Origin of the sequence: Pseudonocardia aurantiaca (assembly GCF_039526725.1) — a bacterium.
In the GTDB taxonomy this organism is placed as follows: Bacteria; Actinomycetota; Actinomycetes; order Mycobacteriales; family Pseudonocardiaceae; genus Pseudonocardia; species Pseudonocardia aurantiaca.
In genome coordinates, this window is record NZ_BAAAJG010000026.1 from 326,117 (window position 1) to 342,386 (window position 16,270).

Genomic DNA, 16,270 nt, shown 5'->3' on the forward strand with positions numbered 1-16,270 from the left:
TCGAAGGAGGAACCATGGCAACCGCTGTGGTCAACGGGATTCGCATGCACTACCGGCGTATCGGGGAGGGTTCCCCGATTGTGCTGCTGCACGGCTGGCCGCAGACCGGGTACGCCTGGCGGCACGTCGCCGACGACCTGGCCGCCGACCACACCGTGATCGTGCCCGATCTGCGTGGTTACGGCCGCAGTGACAAGCCGGCCGGGGGGATGGACAAACGCACGATGGCCGCCGACCTTTCCGCGTTGTTGCGCGAACTCGGTTTCGAGCGGGTCGCCGTGGCGGGCCACGACCGTGGCGGGCGGGTAGCCCACCGCTGGGCACTCGACCATCCGGCGGAGGTATCCCGGTTGGCGCTGCTCGACATCGCTCCGAAACCCGCCCTCGCCCAGATGGACCGCGAATGCGCCGCACAGAGCTGGCACTGGTGGTTCCATCGTCAGCGGGATCTGCCCGAACTGCTGGTCGGCGCGGACATCCCGGCGTACCTGAACTTCTTCTACCAAAGCATGACCCACAACCGGGACGCCATCACCCCGGATGCGGTCGACGAGTACGTCCGCGCCTTCTCCCGGCCAGGAGCACTGCGGTGCGGCTTCGACGACTACCGCGCCGACGTGATCGACGATGTTCGTGACGAGACGGACGCCGCCGCCGGCCGCAAGCCCGAGATGCCCATGCTCGTGCTGTGGGGAGAGCAGGGTGCCCTGGCCTCGTCCTCGTTACTGTCCAACTGGCAGCGCCACGGGCACGACGTGCAGGGCCGTGCAATCGCTGACAGCGGCCACTTTCTTCCGGAGGAAGCACCTGAAGGCGTCGCGCGTGAGCTGCGAGCCTTCTTCGGCTGACCTGCGTCGTCGCAGAGAACTGAAGAGCGTGACTGTTCCGGGTCCTATGTGGATACCGAGTCGTTAGGCCGGGCGGCCGAGGGAACCGGGTGCTGCCCGGCCAGGCCGACCAGCACGTGAGCGCCTGCTCGTCCGGGCTGCCGGGCTCGGCGAAGAAGACGAGGTGGGCGGGGTGTATCTCGGGGACTGCAAGATCACCGCTGTGACAGACCCCGACGCCGCGGACGCGTTGAAGCACGGCGTGCACCCCCATGCCGCAGACCCGTCCGCCGCAGCCCGGCAGTGGGAGATCTCGGCCGCACTCACGGGTGATGACGACGGTGCTGAGGTCGACACCAGCTGCGGCGAGGCCCTGCAGCAGCGGGGCGAACCCGCGGTGGCGTCCGATCGAGCACGTGGATGCCGCTACTCTCGGGCATGACAATGACCGGGCCCTATCGAAGTGACCGGGCCCTATTGAAACGTGTGCTCGGAATCTGCGCGCGGAAGTGATGGATGACACACGATCTGACCGCATTGACGCAACCATTGCCGTTAGTCAGGTACCAGGTCCTCAGGACAGATGACGCCGACGAGGCCTGCACCCAGATCAGTGACAGGATCGCTCCACACGAGCTGAGCATAGTCAGGGACGCCGCCCGGTTTGGTGTCCGGCTGCACACTGCACCTCTGCAGTCATGGGCGCTGTCCTACCTGGACTACGGCCACGGTGCCCGGGTGCTGGTCTCCTGGCCACACATCGACGGGTTCTATCAACTTCGCATTCCCCTCGCCGGGGCCGTGGAGACGATCAACAGCCGGGAACGGGTTGTCGCGACTCCCTCTATGGCGACCATGGCGCAGCCGGATGAGTCGTTGCATCTGGACGTGCAGCCAGGGGCCCCTTTGATGCTCGTACGGTTCGACGCGGCTGCATTGGAGCGCAGTCTGTGGCGGATGCTTGGCGAGGAACCGACGGGGCGGCTGCGGTTCAACCTCGGCCAGGACCTCACCACGCCGCAGCTGCGCGGCTGGCTGGACCTGGTGCGGCTGGTGTCAGGCGAACTCGATCAGGGTCGCAGCCTGACCACCCACCCCCTCGCCGTGCGGCACCTGCGGCACCTCGTCACCACCGGGTTGCTCCTTGGCGCGCGGCACAACCTCTCGGAGCGACTGCACGAAGCCGACGGTCGGGGTGTCATGCCGCGGCACGTGCGCCAGGCGGTCGACTATATGTACGGGCACGCCCGGTCATCGATCACGGTGGAGGAGGTGGCCGCCGCGGTCGGTGTTGGGGCCCGCGCGCTTCAGCATGCGTTCCGCCGGCACCTGGACACGACACCAGGCGCCTACCTCCGGTCCATCCGGCTCCGCGAAGTCTACGAGGAACTGCAGGCAACCCCGCCCGGTTCCGGGGTCACGGTGACCGAGGTCGCCACCCGGTGGGGTTTCCTGCATCTCGGCGACTTCGCCCGCGCCTACGGGCAGGAGTTTGGTGAGAAGCCGTCGGTGACGTTGCGCCGCCGCTGATCGCCACATTGCGGTTTCCCGATAAGTCGCATCGCCTCGGCGATAGTCCGCCCCCGGACCCGGTTCATACCGTCTGAGCATGGCCGGGGACCGCGCAGAACTGAGGTATCGCGCCGCGGGTGGCCCGTCCCGTCGAGGTCCCTCCCGCGCTGTGCGGTTTGATGCGGGCGAATGCCCGTCCTCGGGCGGGAGGACTCAATTGGCAGCTCCTACGGTCGCCGGGCCGACAGCACAGGCCGCGCCTCGCGGGATCTCCGGCTGTCCGACCACCATCCGACCAGGAGGACAAGTGAGCAAGTTTCGTCCCACTCGAAGGGGCGTGCTGAAAGCCGTCGCCGCGGTCACCGCGGCGCTGGCCGTGAGCGGGGGGACCCTCATCGCGACGGCGCCAGCCGCTAGCGCGGTCGAGGATGCTGCCGGGCTGCACATCGTGGAGAGCAACGATGGCGACCCGCGCATGAAGTACTACAGGTTCGACACCCCCGAAATTGGCTGGGACCCCGCGGTCAACGTCCTGCTCCCGGACGGCTACGACCCCGGGCGCCGCTACCCCGTCCTCTACCTGTTCCATGGCGGCGGTTCCGACCAGAACTTCATGGCCTGGGACAGGATGGGCATCCGCCAGATGAGCGCGGGCAAGGACATCATCATCGTGATGCCCGACGGGGGGCCGGCCGGCTGGTACTCCAACCCCGTCAGTAGCAACGTCGGTCCCCGCAACTGGGAGAACTTTCATATCAACCAGCTGGTCCCCTGGGTTGATGCCAACTTCCCGACCTACGCGGAAGCTGACGGTCGCGCGGTGGCGGGCTTCTCGATGGGCGGGTTCGGAGCGCTGAAGTACATGGCCACCCACCCCGACCTGTTCGCCTCGGTGAGCTCGCACTCCGGCCCGGCCGACCTGCGCCACGACTTCGGCGCGGTCGGCCACTGGGCCAACGTGTCCTCGGCGGCCGTTGAACTGGGGGGTGGAACGGTCTTCGGCGTGCCGTGGGACGAGGCGAAGGTCAGCAGGGACAACCCGGCCGAGAACATCGAGAGCTTCCGCGGCAAGCGGATCTTCCTGTCCGCTGGGACAGGTCCTTTCCGCGACGCGGCTAAAGCCATCCCCGACGCCAACGAGGTCGAGGTGCTCCCCAACCAGCGGGCGTTCCGCGCTCGCCTCGACCAGGCCGGTATCCCGCACGAGGGGCGCGAGCACGGGGCAGGCCACGAGGTCGACCCGAAGAACTTCACCGACGATCTCAACGGCATCATCGATTGGCTGCGCAAGGCCTCCTGAACCGGCGGGCAGCAACGCCGGATAAGCAACCACCGAGCCCTCTGACCGTCGGCGACGGGACCTCGCTCGGCGGAACCGGCGGGTGGTCTGGCAAAGTCGGTCGGTGACGTGGTTTGAGGTGGGTCGCGACACGCCGAGGCCTGCAGGTAGCGGTGCGGGCATGACTCTCGCGTTGATCATGACGGTTCCTACGCCGACCTTGATCACCTGAAAAGAGTCATGCCCGCGCTTCGTGAGCGCCTTCTCGGCGACTCCGCGGAGCAATGTCATCTCGGAGTGGTATCGGTGACGACGAAAGTCCAGGCGTCGGGTGACAGCGACGGTTGATCGGCGAAGCGTTCGTAGAACCGGGCTAGCAGGGCCACATCGACGCCAGTTTGTACCCCGTAGGGAGAGTCTTTCCGCCCGCCTGAATCCCCGCGCAGCGGAGCTGGAGAATTACATGAAGTAACGGAGGAACACGTATATCCAGGCCATTGTCGTGCTGAGGACGGTGACGACGATCCCGTACCTGGTGAACTGCCAGAACGTGATGTGGTGGCCGGTGCGGGCGGCGATTCCGATGGCCACCACGTTGGCGCTCGCGGCCACGGCGGTGCCGTTGCCGCCGAAGTCGGCCCCGAGGGCGAACGCCCACCAGAGAGCCTGACCGGTGGCCGGGTCCGGAACCTGTGCGACGAGGCGCTCCACGACGGGGGCCATGGTGGCGACGTAGGGGATGTTGTCGAAGAAGGCGCCGAGGACGGCAGAGCCGAAGATGAGTGCCGTGGCCGCGCCGAACCAGTTGTCGCCCACCATTGCGACGGTCCATGTACCGACGGTGGCGATCACCCCGGTGTGGACCAACCCCGCCACCATGACGAACAGCCCCATGAAGAACACGAGCGTGGGCCATTCGACCTCGCGCAGGGTGTCGGAGACGTCGGCACCGGAGACGAGGAGCATCACCCCCGCCCCGACCAAGGCGATGATCGATGGTTCGAGGTGCAGCACGGAGTGCAGCCCGAAGCCGACGATCACGACGCCGAGCACGGCGAGGCAGCGCACCAGCAGGCGGGGATCGGTGATCGCGCGCCGTTCGTTGAGCGTCATGATTTCGGCGACGCGGTCCGGGTTGTACTGGAACGAGCGCCGGAACAGCACCCGGGTGAAGAACACGAACACGACGAAGATCACGACGACGATCGGCGCCATGTGGACGAGGAAGTCGTTGAAGGACAGCCCGGCCCGGCTTCCGATGATGATGTTGGGCGGATCGCCGATCAGCGTTGCGGCACCGCCGATGTTCGAGGCGAGCACCTCGGCGATGAGGTAGGGCTGCGCCGGGATGCGCAGCCGGGTGCACACCACCACCGTGACCGGGGCGACGAGCATGATCGTGGTGACGTTGTCCAGGAACGGCGAGGCGATGGCCGTGATGGCCATCAGCATGACCATCAGCCGGTACGGGCGGCCCTGTGACCGCTTGGCGGCCCAGATCGCGAGGAAGTCGAACACCCCGGTCTGCTTGATGATGCCGACGATCACCATCATCCCGAACAGCAGGAAGATGACGTTCCAGTCGATGCCCTCGTGCTCGGAGAAGAACACCTCCGACCCGGGCGTGAGCCCGAGCACCGCCATCACCCCGGCGGCGATCAGCACGGTCTTGACCTTGTCGGCCTTCTCGGTGGCGATGTAGAAGAACGCGACCACGAAGGTGCCCAGGGCGAGAACCGCGCTCATCGCGGGCACCTCGGACGCCGGCCCGTCCGCAGGTCGGCGGGCGGCGGCGTCGGATTCCCGCTGGTCAGCCGCCAGGTTCGGCGGCGGCCAGGGTGCGCAAGAGCCGCTCCAGGGTGATCGCGCCGACGAGCACACCGGCCCGATCGACGACCGCGACCAGCGGGCTGCGCAAGCGTGCCATCAGCGCCGCGACCTCCAGCAGCGTCGCCTCCGGCGGCACGGTCGCCGGGCGGGCCGGTGGGCGCGGCAGGCAGTCGCCCACGGTCAGGTCGCCGAGCTCCTGCCAGAACGCGTCCGCGTGGGGCTCGTCGATGGTCCGGACCAGCGCCGGGTCCTCCTGGTGTGTTCTGGGGACCGAGAGCCGGAGGACCTGCGTCCCGGGGAGCACCGTGCGCGGTCTCGACTGTTCGTCGACGATGATCAGGCCGGGGAGGTGGGCCTGCGCCATCAGCCGCACCGCGGTGGACACCAGGTCCGCTGTGGTCACGGTGGGCAGCTGCTCGACGATGTCGCCTGCCTTCATGGCGCCGCCCCCTTGCGCTCGGCCCGTCCGCGGCGGGCGATCGCCCGACCCTACGGGTCCTCCGCTCACACCGAGCGTTGTCACATGCCACCTCCTCGCATCGGTCGCCCGGGCGTGCCCCGGGCGCGCATTGCTCAGCCCCCCGGGCCGGTGAGGTCGGCCAACCGGCGCTCGACATCGGCGAGACGATCGGACATCGGCCTGCTGCGCAGGATCTCCGCGAGCTCATCGGCCTCATCGGGCTCGATGACGATGCGCAGCACCGGCTCGTCCGGATCCTCGACACGACCGGCGTCGTAGATCAGCAACGACCGCCGGCCCCGGCCGTCGACCAGCACGCCGAAGCGCCGCCCGGCACGGGTGTGGAGATGGTGCACGGTCCCGATGCCCGGGACGGTGGCGCGGGTGATGTCCACAGTGGAAGGCTCGCCTCTCCCGGGTGTGGGGTGAACGAGTGGCGGCAGCGGGACGGGCCGAGCGCCCTGCGCACGTCCGACCGAACGCCGGGACACTCGCGCCCATGTCCGTACCTCCCGTTCCGCTGCCGTCGATCGAGTCTCGGCAGGGCCGGGCCGGTGCACCATCGGGTCCAGCACCCACTTCGGGCCGGGCACGGCATGTAGATCCGGTGACCGCGATTCATCCCGGGGTACAGCCGCTGGTGTCCGCCCCGGATGGACGGGAGCACCACCGGGCGGAGACGCTGCTGTCATGAGCGAGCGCACTGCACGCCTGGCCGCAGGCCCCGGCACGCGCGCGCCGGCCCGGGCACTGTTCCGCCGGCTCGCCCTGATCAACGGCACGGTCTTCACCGTCGCCACGCTCGTACTGGCGCTGTCCCCGGCCACCGTGTCCTCGCCGGTCCTGCTCACCGAGCTGCCGGTGCTGACGGTCGGGCTGGCTCTGATCCTCGTGGCCAACACCCTGCTGGTGCGCAGGAGCCTCGCTCCGCTCGACGCTTTGACCACGCTCATGCAGCGGGTGGACCTGCTGCGCTCCCGCGATCGGCTCGCGGAGCGTGGGAACGGCGACCTCGCTCACCTGGTCGAGACCTTCAACGCGATGCTCGACCGGCTCGAGAACGAGCGCGACACGAGCAGTGCGGACGCACTCGCGGCGCAGGAGGGCGAACGGCGGCGCATCGCGCGTGAGCTCCACGACGAGATCGGTCAGAGCCTCACCGCCGCGCTCCTGAGCCTGAAACGCACGGTCGACCGAGCCCCGGACGACCTCGCCGAGGAGCTGCACTCGGTGCAGGACACCGTCCGTTCCAGCCTCGACGAGGTGCGGCAGGTCGCCAGGCGGCTGCGTCCCGACGTGCTGGAGGACCTCGGCCTGGCGAGCGCACTCAGCGCGCTCGTCACCGAGTTCACGCAGGCCAGCGGCATACCAGTGAAGCGGATAGCGGACGTGGAGCTGCCCGCGCTGAGCAGCGAGGTCGAGCTCGTCCTCTTCCGGATCACGCAAGAGAGCCTCACGAACGTCGCCCGCCACGCCCACGCGACCCGCGTCGAGCTTGCCGTGCACGCCACCCCGGCGGCAGTCATCCTCAGCGTCACCGATGACGGGCGCGGCGGTGTGCTCCACGAGGGCGCAGGCATCCGCGGGATGCGTGAGCGCGCCCTCCTCATCGGCGCCGACCTGACCATCACCACGCCGAACGGCGGCGGCACCGACGTGCGTCTCCTCGTGCCAACGGCCACCCAGCAGAGGCGGAACCCGTGAGCTCCTCCAGCACCCGGATCCTGCTCGCCGACGACCATGCGCTGGTCCGACGGGGGCTGCGCCTGATCCTCGACGCCGAACCCGACCTCACGGTCGTGGCCGAGGCGTCCGACGGCGCGGAGGCAGTGCAGATCGTCGCCGCCTCGACGGGCGCATCTTCGTCCGGCACAGCTTCGTCCGGCGGGCTGGACCTCGCGATCCTCGACATCGCCATGCCGCGGATGACCGGCATCCAGGCCGCCAGGGAGATCTCCCGCCGGGCCCCGGGCATCCGCATCCTGATGCTGTCGATGTACGACAACGAGCAGTACTTCTTCGAATCCCTCAAGGCGGGAGCGTCGGGCTACGTCCTCAAGTCGGTGGCCGATCGCGACCTGCTCGAGGCCTGCCGCGCCGCGATGCGCGGCGAACCCTTCCTCTACCCCGGCGCGATCACCGCGCTCATCCGCGACTACCTGCAGCGCAGCAGGCAGGGCGACCGCCTCCCCGACACGATCCTCACGCCCCGCGAGGAGGAGATCGTCAAGCTCATCGCCGAAGGGAACTCCTCCAAGGAGATCGCCGAGACGCTCGTGATCAGCATCAAGACCGTCGACCGGCACCGGGCCAACATCCTGCAGAAACTCGGTATGCGGGATCGGCTGGACCTGACCAGGTACGCCATCCGCGCAGGCCTCGTCGAACCGTGACGGGCGGGGTGCGATCCCTCTGCATGTCGCAGGACGCCGAGATGGGTGGTGGACCCGATGGCCGCGGGCATCCCGTCGCATCAGGCTGGCCGGAGCGCTCCTGCCTCGGGAGCGCCACCAGGACCTGACCACGACGAGAGGGTCGAGCATGGACACCCACGCGCTGGTCGCGGCGCTCGGTGCGGATGCGTCCGCGGCCGTGCACGGGTACCGGCTGGACGTCATGTTTGAGGCCGGGCGACGCGGTCTGCGCCTGGTCGACGAGCTGGTGCCAGACTTCGGACGGCTCCTGACCGAGCGCAGCAGGCCCGACCCGCTCGAGATCCGCCTGACGTTCCTGCATTGCCCGGGCCGGCCGGAGCTCGCCGGCCGGACACTGCGCTGGTGCCCGTCGCACGGATGGTCCTCGTCCCACCGCGTTGCGAGCGCTGCCCTCAGCCACTTCGCCGACTCCCGGGCATCCGCGTTGGACCTCGTGCCCACCCCGGCCGAGGTTCTGGACTGGGCCACGAGTGGCTTCGACGGGTCGTCCGTTCCGCCGGCGGGTGTCGATCTCGACGACGACCCACGGGCGATCCGGCGCCTGCTGACCCACGCCGGCCCGCTGGGTTCCCGCCCCGACGGGCGGGGCGACGAGCGAACACCGGTACCGCGACCGAGGAGGGCGGACGGATGGATCCGTGGATCCTCTGGCTGACCGGTGCGGTCCTGCTGGGAATCGCCGAGGTCTTCACCCTGACCGCCGTCTCCGGGCTGCTCGCCGGCGCAGCGCTCGTCACGGCGGTGCTGGCGGCCGCCGGGCTGCCGGTGCCCCTGCAGGTGATCGTCTTCGCGGTGGCCGCCACGGCCGGCATCGTCGTCCTGCGCCGAATGGCCGCCCGGCACGGTCCCCGCGTCGACCAGGTCCGCTTCGGAGTGGACGCGCTGCCCGGGCGTACCGGGTATGTCGTGGACGACGTGACCGGGCGGGCCGGAACCGTCCGCATCGGCGGCGAGGACTGGACGGCCCGCGCCCTCGACGGGACCAGGGTGATCCCCGCCGGGCGGGCCGTGGACGTCATCCGGATCGACGGCGTGACGGCCGTCGTGCACGCGCGGGAGTGACCGTGGGCCTTCCGCCGCTGCTCGTCGCCGGGCTGCTCGTCGCCATGTTCGTGGTCGTGACCGTCGTACGGGCGGTACGGATCGTGCCGCAGGCTCGGGCACGCAACGTCGAGCGCCTGGGCCGGTATCACCGCACTCTGCAGCCCGGCCTGAGCATCGTCATCCCCTACGTCGACCGGGTGTACCCGCCCATGGACCTGCGCGAGCAGGTCGTGTCGTTCGCCCCGCAACCGGTGATCACCGAGGACAACCTAGTGGTGGAGATCGACACGGTCCTCTACTTCCAGGTGACCGACCCGCGGTCGGCCGCCTACGAGATCGCCGACCATCTGGGGGCCGTGGAGCACCTCACCGTCACCACCCTGCGCAACGTCGTGGGATCGATGGACCTGGAGCGTGCGCTCACCTCGCGGGACAGCATCAACAGCCAACTGCGCACGGTGCTCGACGACGCCACCGGGAAGTGGGGCCTGCGCGTCAACCGCGTCGAGATCAAGGCGATCGACCCGCCGGTCAGCATCACGGACGCGATGGAGAAGCAGATGCGCGCCGAGCGGGACAAGCGCGCGACGATCCTGACCGCAGAGGGCGACCGGCAGGGCGCCATCCTGCGCGCGGAGGGCGACCGCGCGGCAGCGATCCTCAAGGCCGAGGGCCGGGCCCGCGAGATCGACGAGGTGTTCCAGGCCGTGCATCGCAACAACCCCGACCCGAACCTGCTCGCCTACCAGTACCTGCAGGTGCTTCCCCAACTCGCCCAGGGCGCAGGGTCCACGTTCTGGATGGTCCCCACCGAGGTCACCGCCGCCCTGGCGGCCGTCTCGCGGGCCTTCGCCGACCCCGCGGGCGAGCCGACCGTGCCGGTCGACCAGCCGGCAGAAGTCGACGGCGACGGCCGCGCCCCGGCGCGGGAAGCGCGTGGCGATCGGCCGGGGAGGCCGGACCAGTAGGGTTTTGCCCGATTCGGGGGCGCGGCGGACATCGGGAGGTGGGGCACGTGCACCAACCGGCTGCGCTCGTCCGGCGCCTGCTGGGAACGCTGCTCGCGCTGCTCGCGGTGTTCGTCCTCACGGCTGCGGCCCTGCCCACCGCACACGCGGACACGCCGCCCGCACCGGTGCCGTCCGCGCCCGCCACACTCGGCTGGGGTGTCGACCAGTCGCCGCCCGGCGACGCCACGGTGCGCACCGGTGGCGTCCCGATCGCCTGCACGGCGTTCGGCAGCCACCCCGCGATCGAACCCGTTTCGCCCGTGCCCGCCGCACCGGCAGCGTGCTCGCACGCACCCGTGCGCGGCACGATCGCGCAGCGGGCGGGCGAGTCCACCGCGGTACCGGGGCGCGCACCGCCGTCCGGGGATCAGCCGACCTTCTGATCCCCCGGCCCCGCGCACGTGCGCGGTCGCCCTGTTCCGAGGACCCGTTGCGCCGTTCCGTGCTGGTGCGCGCCCTGTTGGCGCTCGCCGTGCTCGTCCCGTCCATCTGGTCGACCCTGACCCTGAGCCCGACCCTCGGCCTCGACCTGCGCGGCGGAACGCAGATCGTGCTGGAGACCCGCGACGCCCGTGGCACCGTGGCCGACGCCGCCGCCACCGACCGTGTACTCGGCGTCCTTCGCGACCGCGTCGACGGGCTCGGCGTCGCCGAACCCTCGCTGTCGCGCTCGGGCGAGCGCCGCATCGTCGTCGAGCTGCCCGGCGTGGCGGACCCCGCAGAGGCGGCCGACGTCCTCGGCCGCACCGCGCAGCTGACGATCCATCCCGTGCTCGGCACGGCGACCGGCCCCGACACCGGCCGTGTCCTGCCGGACGAGGACGGGACGGCCCTGGCGCTCGGCGCACCGGCCCTCGCCGGCGAGGACGTCTCCGGGGCCCGCGCCTCCACCGGAACCCCCGGCGTCATCGGGTCGGTGGTGGACGTCGCGTTCGCCGGGGACGGACGGGAGCGCTGGCAGGAGCTCACCGCGCAGGCAGCGTGCGCGCCGCCGGGTGATCCGGCCCGTCGTATCGCGATCGTGCTCGACGACCGCGTGATCTCCTCCCCGCAGCTCGACCCGTCGATCGCCTGCGGGGTCGGCATGCTCGGCGGCTCGACGCAGATCACCGGGTCCTTCAGCCGGGACCAGGCCGGCGACCTCGCCGTACTCATCTCCGGGGGCGCGCTTCCCGTCCCTGTCGAGATCATCGAACAGCGGACGGTGGGCCCGACGCTCGGTGCCGCCGCGATCGAGGCCAGCGCGGTGGCCGCGGCGATCGGGGTGGCGCTGACCGGCGTGTTCCTGCTGACGGCCTACCGGCTCGTCGGGATGGCCGCTGTGCTCGCGCTCGTCGGGTACGTGGTGATCAGCTATGCGGGCCTGACCGCGCTGGGGGCGACGCTGACACTGCCCGGGCTGGCGGGGTTCGTGCTCGCGATCGGGATGGCCGTCGACGCGAACGTGCTGGTGGCGGAGCGAGCCCGCGAGGAGTACCAGCGTGTGCCGCGGCTGGACCGGGCCGCCGAGATCGGCTATCGCTCGGCGTTGCCCGCCGTCACCGACTCGGCGGTGACCACGTTGCTCGCGGCCGGCCTGCTCATCGGCCTCGCGTCCGGGCCGGTGCGGGGGTTCGGGGTGACGTTGACGCTCGGCGTTCTCGTCTCGCTGTACTCCGCGCTCGTGCTGTCCCGGATGGTGACGATCTGGCTCGTGCGCCGCCGGTCGGTACGACAGCGGCCCGCGTGGTCGGGGCTGGCCTCACCCGGGCCCGTGCGCACCTGGCTCGGGCGCCGCGACCCCGACCTGCTGCGCCGGCATCGGCTGTGGCTGGCCTGCTCGGCGATCGTCGTCCTGGTCGCGCTGGCCGGGGTCGCGGCCCGCGGGCTGGAGTTCGGCGTCGAGTTCACCGGAGGCCGGGCAGTCGAGTTCGCGACCGCCCGGCCGCTCGACCCCGAGGCCGCGCGCGTGGCCCTCGCCGACGCCGGGTTCCCCGCACTCGCCGTGCAGAGCACCGGCACGGGCGGGCTGTCCGTCCGGAGCGGTGATCTGACGGACGAGGACATCGCCGCCCTGCGCGTCGCGCTGGCCGATGCCGGGGGCAATGCGCAGGTGCTGCGCGACGAGCGGATCGGCCCGAGCCTCGGCGAGGAGCTGCGCCGCGGCGCCCTCGTCGCGCTCGGCGTGGCGCTCGCCGCGCAGCTGATCTACCTGGCCGTCCGCTTCCGCTGGGTCTTCAGCGTGGGTGCCGTCGTCGCCCTGATGGCCAACGTGAGCGTGGTGGTCGGGGTGTTCGCCTGGTGGGGCAGGCCGGTGGACGGGGTGTTCCTCGCGGCGCTGCTGACCGTGATCGGCTACACGGTGAACGACTCTGTGGTCGTGTTCGACCGCGTCCGCGAGGGCTGGACGACCGAGCACGGCCCGGCCCTGCGCAGGCTCGTCGGGTCGGCGGTGCTGGCGACGCTTCCCCGCACCGTCAACACCGGCGTGTCCACCCTGGTCATCCTCGTGGCGCTGCTCGTCCTGGGCGGCGACACGCTCGTCGACTTCGCTCTCGCTCTGCTCGTGGGCATCGTCGTCGGAACGGCCTCGACGATCAGTGTGGCGGCCCCGCTCGCGATCGAGCTGCAGCGCAGGCGCCGGCCGCCCGCACTTCAGCGGCCGGTCGCCCGGCGCCGCAGCACGGGAGCGGTGCTGTGACCGTGCCGCAACCCTCGGCCCGGAGCGCGCACGCGGGCCAGCGCCGACGACGCGCCACCGGGCGTTCCCGTCGCCGCACGAGCAGGTGACACCGGGGTGGTGCAGGTCGCCGTCACGTTCACCTGGCTCGGGATGGTGCTGCAGGGCCGTCGGGCCGACTCAGCCACGTTCCTGTTCGGCGGGTGACTGGAGTGAGGCCCAACCCCCGACCGTCCGCGGCGGCGGGCGCTGGAGGCACGAGGCACCGTCGTCGAAGACGAAACGGCTGAGACTCGGCGTAGTCGCTCAGGGATGCGGCGCTGCTGCCCTCGGTGCTGCTGGTGGTCGTTGTCGCCGCCAGGGGAGTGGGGGCTGATGTTGGTCGCCTGTTGATCGCGCACGTCACGTCGGTGTGGTGTCACAAGGATCGGGTTCCTGGCATCTCGTGTTCGACCGGCAACCCCAACAGGAGGCCAACACATGGATGCTCGCTCGAACCTCGCGCACGCCGGGGAGACCTCGGTGCCCTCAACCTGGTCGGGGCCTGGCGGGACGCCGCGGTGTGCTGGCCGCCCTCCACCCTGCCGGAAGATGGGTCGAAGACTTCAGCGTCGGCGCCGCGCAGGTTTGCTTCAGGACGTGCTCCCAGTGGCCTTCCCGCACGTTCCGAACACCGACGTGGCCGGTGTCATCACAGAGGTCGGCGAGGGTGTGACTGGCTGGAGCGTCGGGGACGCGGTGGTTGCGTTTCTGCCGGGGACCGCGCCTGGCGCGGCCGCCGAGTACGTCGCCGCACCCGCCGAGGCACTGGCCGCCGCCCCCCGCGCAGGCGAGCTCGCCGACGCCGCGGCCATGCCCCTGCCTGGGCTGACGGCGTGGCAGTCGCTGTTCGAGCACGCCGGCCTGAAGCCCGGGCAGGGCGTCCTGATCAACGGCGCGGGCGGCGCGGTGGGTGGGTACGCCGTCCAGCTCGCCGCGCAGGCCGGCGCCACCGTGACCGCGACCGCCAGCGCACGCAGCCGCGACCGCATCCGCTCCTACGGCGCGGACCGGATCGTCGACTACACCGCGACCCCCGTCCAGCAGGCGGTCGCCGGGCTGGTTCAGCATGCGTTGCACGCAGGGCCGCGGCGACCGTCGGACGACGTCATTTGTGTACGTCATCGGCGAAGCGCCTGGATCAGGCCAGTGCGGAGCCGCCGCCGTGCGACCGAATCGTCCGGTCCCATCGCGACGAAGGTCAGTGAAGGATCCGGTGAACGGAAACGTTGTCCGCCGCGCGGTCACGGTGTGGCCGCCGGTTTCGCGCATGCCCACCGTATCCCATGCGTCCGCAATAGACAGTGCGTTCATCGGGACGATGGCCAATGTCGGCTCGGCACCGTCACCGCGGCTGTCGAACAGACGTATCCCGAGGACGGTCCATTCCGTGTGCTGACATCCCGAGATGACCGGGCTCAACCCGCTGAACTTCCGGCTGACCCGAGCGAGGTCAAGGATCAGGCTCCGGCGATGGTTCGGCCCGGCATCGGCTCCGCGAGCGCGGCCCGCCAGGCCGGTGTGCCAAAGGGGTCGGCGAAGTACTGCGTCTCGTGAACCACGTGCTGGTCAGCGAATTCCATGATGCTCACCGAGTACGAAGGCACACCGTCGTAGGTGATGATGCATTCGCTCACCCACAGATTCGCATGGCCGGTGATCCGCTGGACGGTGAAGTGCCGGTCGGCCGGGTGCCCGCCGCGTTGCGCCGAAATCGTCGCGCGGCCCCGGAACCGCTCACCTGACTGCGGGTAGTCCAGGATCGCGTCCGTGGCGTAGATGGCGTGCTCGGCCTCGGTGTTCCCGCGTTCCGAGGCCCGCCAATGCTCCTCGATCGCGGCCATGGCCCGGGAGTCAGCATCCATGGCACCGCCCTTCCGTAGCGGTGACAGCCTAGGCCCTCCAGGCCACAGTCGGCCCGGGACAGAAATGGGGTGACGGTCTGCTCCAGGATTTCAACGCAGTCGTCGCGGCTCCCTCATCGGTTCCGGACCGCCGCGGGTCACGGGGTGCCGAAGCCGGCAGCCTGCAGGGTCTTCTGGCCGGTCTCGCCGGTCACCATGGCCACGAACTGTTGAGCCAGATCGGGCTGCGGGGCGTTCTTCACCACCGCGATCGGGTAGTTCGTGACCGCCTGCTGCGCCTCCGGGAAGCTGATCCCCTGCACCGTGCCGCCGGCCGCCATCACGTCGGTGACGTAGACCAGCCCCGCGTCTGCGTTGCCGGTGGTCACCTTGCCCAAGGTGGACTTGACGTCCGGCTCCTCACTGACCGGCTTCAGCGTCACCCCGGTGGCCGTCTCGATCTTCTGTGTGGCCGCGCCGCACGGCACCTGTGGCGCACACACCACGACCGTGAGGTCGGGGCGGGCGAGGTCGGCGAAGGATGTGATGCCCTTCGGGTTGCCCGGAAGGGCGGCGATCTGCAGCACGTTGGTCGCGAAGACGGTCGGCGGGGCAGCGGTCACCCCGGCGTCGGTGACCGTCTTCATCGTGGTGTCACTGGCCGCGGCGAACACGTCCGCGGGGGCGCCGTTGACGATCTGCTGGGCCAGATCGGACGAGCCCGCGTAGTTGAACCTCACCGTGACGCCGGGGTTGTCGGTCTCGAACTGCTTGCCCAGCTCGTTGAACGTGTCGGTGAGCGACGCCGCGGCGAACACGGTGAGCGTGCGCGGCTGCGGCGCAGTTGACGCACCCGTGCCGGTGCTGGTGCTGGTGCTGGTGGAGGACCCCCCACCGCACCCGGCAAGAACAAGGCACAGGCCGGCGACCGCTCCGACCAGCCAACGACTCTTCATCAACTTCCTCCAGGGGTGCCGCGCACGACCGTGGTCGGCGTGGTGTCAGTGGGGACAGGGTGCGAGCGCCGGGTCAGCCCGCCGCCGCGCGGAGGCTCACGCGGCACGCGCCGGGCAGGCCCCCTCGAGATGACCCGCTGTCCCAGTCAGACGGAGACCGGTCATTCGGCGCGGCGGTCCCCCCCGCGGGTGCGATCCCCTCCGGCCTCCGGCCTCCGGCATCCAGAACACGGCTGCAGACTAACCGGCGATCGGCGTGCAGGAAACGCACGTGCGGGCCCAGTCCGGTAACAGACCCTCGGATCTGTTCACACAGCGCAGATGAAGACGCAGATGCGGCTTCCCTGTGCGTTCCCGCGCTCGGCGTCCTGGCGG

The 16,270-nt window shown here is 70.4% G+C and carries 15 protein-coding genes and 1 pseudogene; 11 read left to right on the forward strand and 5 right to left on the reverse strand.

What is annotated here, in order from left to right:
• Positions 1–14 precede the first annotated feature (14 nt).
• From ABD143_RS32615 to ABD143_RS32625, 3 genes are all read left to right on the forward strand, one after another.
• Positions 15–848 carry an alpha/beta fold hydrolase gene (locus ABD143_RS32615; protein ID WP_343985639.1) on the forward strand — a complete coding sequence of 278 codons (834 nt, stop codon included), beginning with the start codon at positions 15–17 and terminating at the stop codon, positions 846–848.
• A 495-nt stretch (positions 849–1,343) separates the two neighbouring features.
• Entirely contained in the window at positions 1,344–2,357 is a 1,014-nt protein-coding gene (locus ABD143_RS32620; RefSeq protein WP_343985642.1) for an AraC family transcriptional regulator, read from the forward strand.
• A 289-nt stretch (positions 2,358–2,646) separates the two neighbouring features.
• Complete coding sequence (locus ABD143_RS32625; protein WP_343985645.1) at positions 2,647–3,639, forward strand: alpha/beta hydrolase; 993 nt, start codon at positions 2,647–2,649, stop codon at positions 3,637–3,639.
• A gap of 438 nt (positions 3,640–4,077) precedes the next feature.
• Here ABD143_RS32625 and ABD143_RS32630 read toward each other — a convergent pair whose 3' ends face one another.
• From ABD143_RS32630 to ABD143_RS32640, 3 genes are all read right to left on the reverse strand, one after another.
• Complete coding sequence (locus ABD143_RS32630; RefSeq protein ID WP_343985648.1) at positions 4,078–5,364, reverse strand: ArsB/NhaD family transporter; 1,287 nt, start codon at positions 5,362–5,364, stop codon at positions 4,078–4,080.
• A gap of 64 nt (positions 5,365–5,428) precedes the next feature.
• Positions 5,429–5,887: a CBS domain-containing protein gene (locus tag ABD143_RS32635; RefSeq protein ID WP_343985651.1), complete on the reverse strand. Its 459-nt coding sequence runs from the start codon at positions 5,885–5,887 to the stop codon at positions 5,429–5,431.
• 134 nt (positions 5,888–6,021) lie between these two features.
• Complete coding sequence (locus ABD143_RS32640; RefSeq protein ID WP_343985655.1) at positions 6,022–6,303, reverse strand: cation:proton antiporter regulatory subunit; 282 nt, start codon at positions 6,301–6,303, stop codon at positions 6,022–6,024.
• A 295-nt stretch (positions 6,304–6,598) separates the two neighbouring features.
• Between ABD143_RS32640 and ABD143_RS32645 the strand changes: the two genes are divergently transcribed.
• The 8 genes and pseudogenes from ABD143_RS32645 to ABD143_RS32680 all read left to right on the forward strand — a co-directional run bounded on the left by ABD143_RS32645 (position 6,599) and on the right by ABD143_RS32680 (position 14,652).
• Positions 6,599–7,612 (forward strand): sensor histidine kinase, encoded by a 1,014-nt coding sequence (locus ABD143_RS32645; RefSeq protein WP_343985657.1) that lies wholly within the window; start codon positions 6,599–6,601, stop codon positions 7,610–7,612.
• Positions 7,609–8,301: a response regulator gene (locus ABD143_RS32650; protein WP_343985660.1), complete on the forward strand. Its 693-nt coding sequence runs from the start codon at positions 7,609–7,611 to the stop codon at positions 8,299–8,301. Before ABD143_RS32645 ends, ABD143_RS32650 begins: the two co-directional genes overlap by 4 nt.
• Before the next feature lie 148 nt (positions 8,302–8,449).
• Positions 8,450–8,998: a hypothetical protein gene (locus ABD143_RS32655; RefSeq protein WP_343985663.1), complete on the forward strand. Its 549-nt coding sequence runs from the start codon at positions 8,450–8,452 to the stop codon at positions 8,996–8,998.
• Positions 8,974–9,405 (forward strand): NfeD family protein, encoded by a 432-nt coding sequence (locus ABD143_RS32660; protein WP_343985665.1) that lies wholly within the window; start codon positions 8,974–8,976, stop codon positions 9,403–9,405. Before ABD143_RS32655 ends, ABD143_RS32660 begins: the two co-directional genes overlap by 25 nt.
• A gap of 44 nt (positions 9,406–9,449) precedes the next feature.
• Positions 9,450–10,235 (forward strand): annotated as a pseudogene (locus tag ABD143_RS32665) (SPFH domain-containing protein); the annotation flags it as partial.
• A 167-nt stretch (positions 10,236–10,402) separates the two neighbouring features.
• Complete coding sequence (locus ABD143_RS32670) at positions 10,403–10,780, forward strand: hypothetical protein (RefSeq protein WP_343985667.1); 378 nt, start codon at positions 10,403–10,405, stop codon at positions 10,778–10,780.
• Between the two features lie 47 nt (positions 10,781–10,827).
• Positions 10,828–13,077, forward strand: coding sequence for a protein translocase subunit SecD (secD, locus tag ABD143_RS32675; protein WP_343985670.1), 2,250 nt, complete (start codon positions 10,828–10,830; stop codon positions 13,075–13,077).
• 627 nt (positions 13,078–13,704) lie between these two features.
• Positions 13,705–14,652, forward strand: a complete 948-nt coding sequence (locus ABD143_RS32680) for an alcohol dehydrogenase catalytic domain-containing protein (RefSeq protein WP_343985673.1) — start codon at positions 13,705–13,707, stop codon at positions 14,650–14,652.
• Here ABD143_RS32680 and ABD143_RS32685 read toward each other — a convergent pair.
• A complete protein-coding gene (locus ABD143_RS32685; protein WP_343985676.1) occupies positions 14,556–14,939 on the reverse strand; it encodes a nuclear transport factor 2 family protein in 384 nt (127 codons plus the stop codon). The two genes, ABD143_RS32680 and ABD143_RS32685, sit on opposite strands and share 97 nt — an antisense overlap.
• Before the next feature lie 158 nt (positions 14,940–15,097).
• Positions 15,098–15,895, reverse strand: coding sequence for a molybdate ABC transporter substrate-binding protein (gene modA, locus ABD143_RS32690; RefSeq protein WP_343985678.1), 798 nt, complete (start codon positions 15,893–15,895; stop codon positions 15,098–15,100).
• Positions 15,896–16,270: the final 375 nt, after the last annotated feature.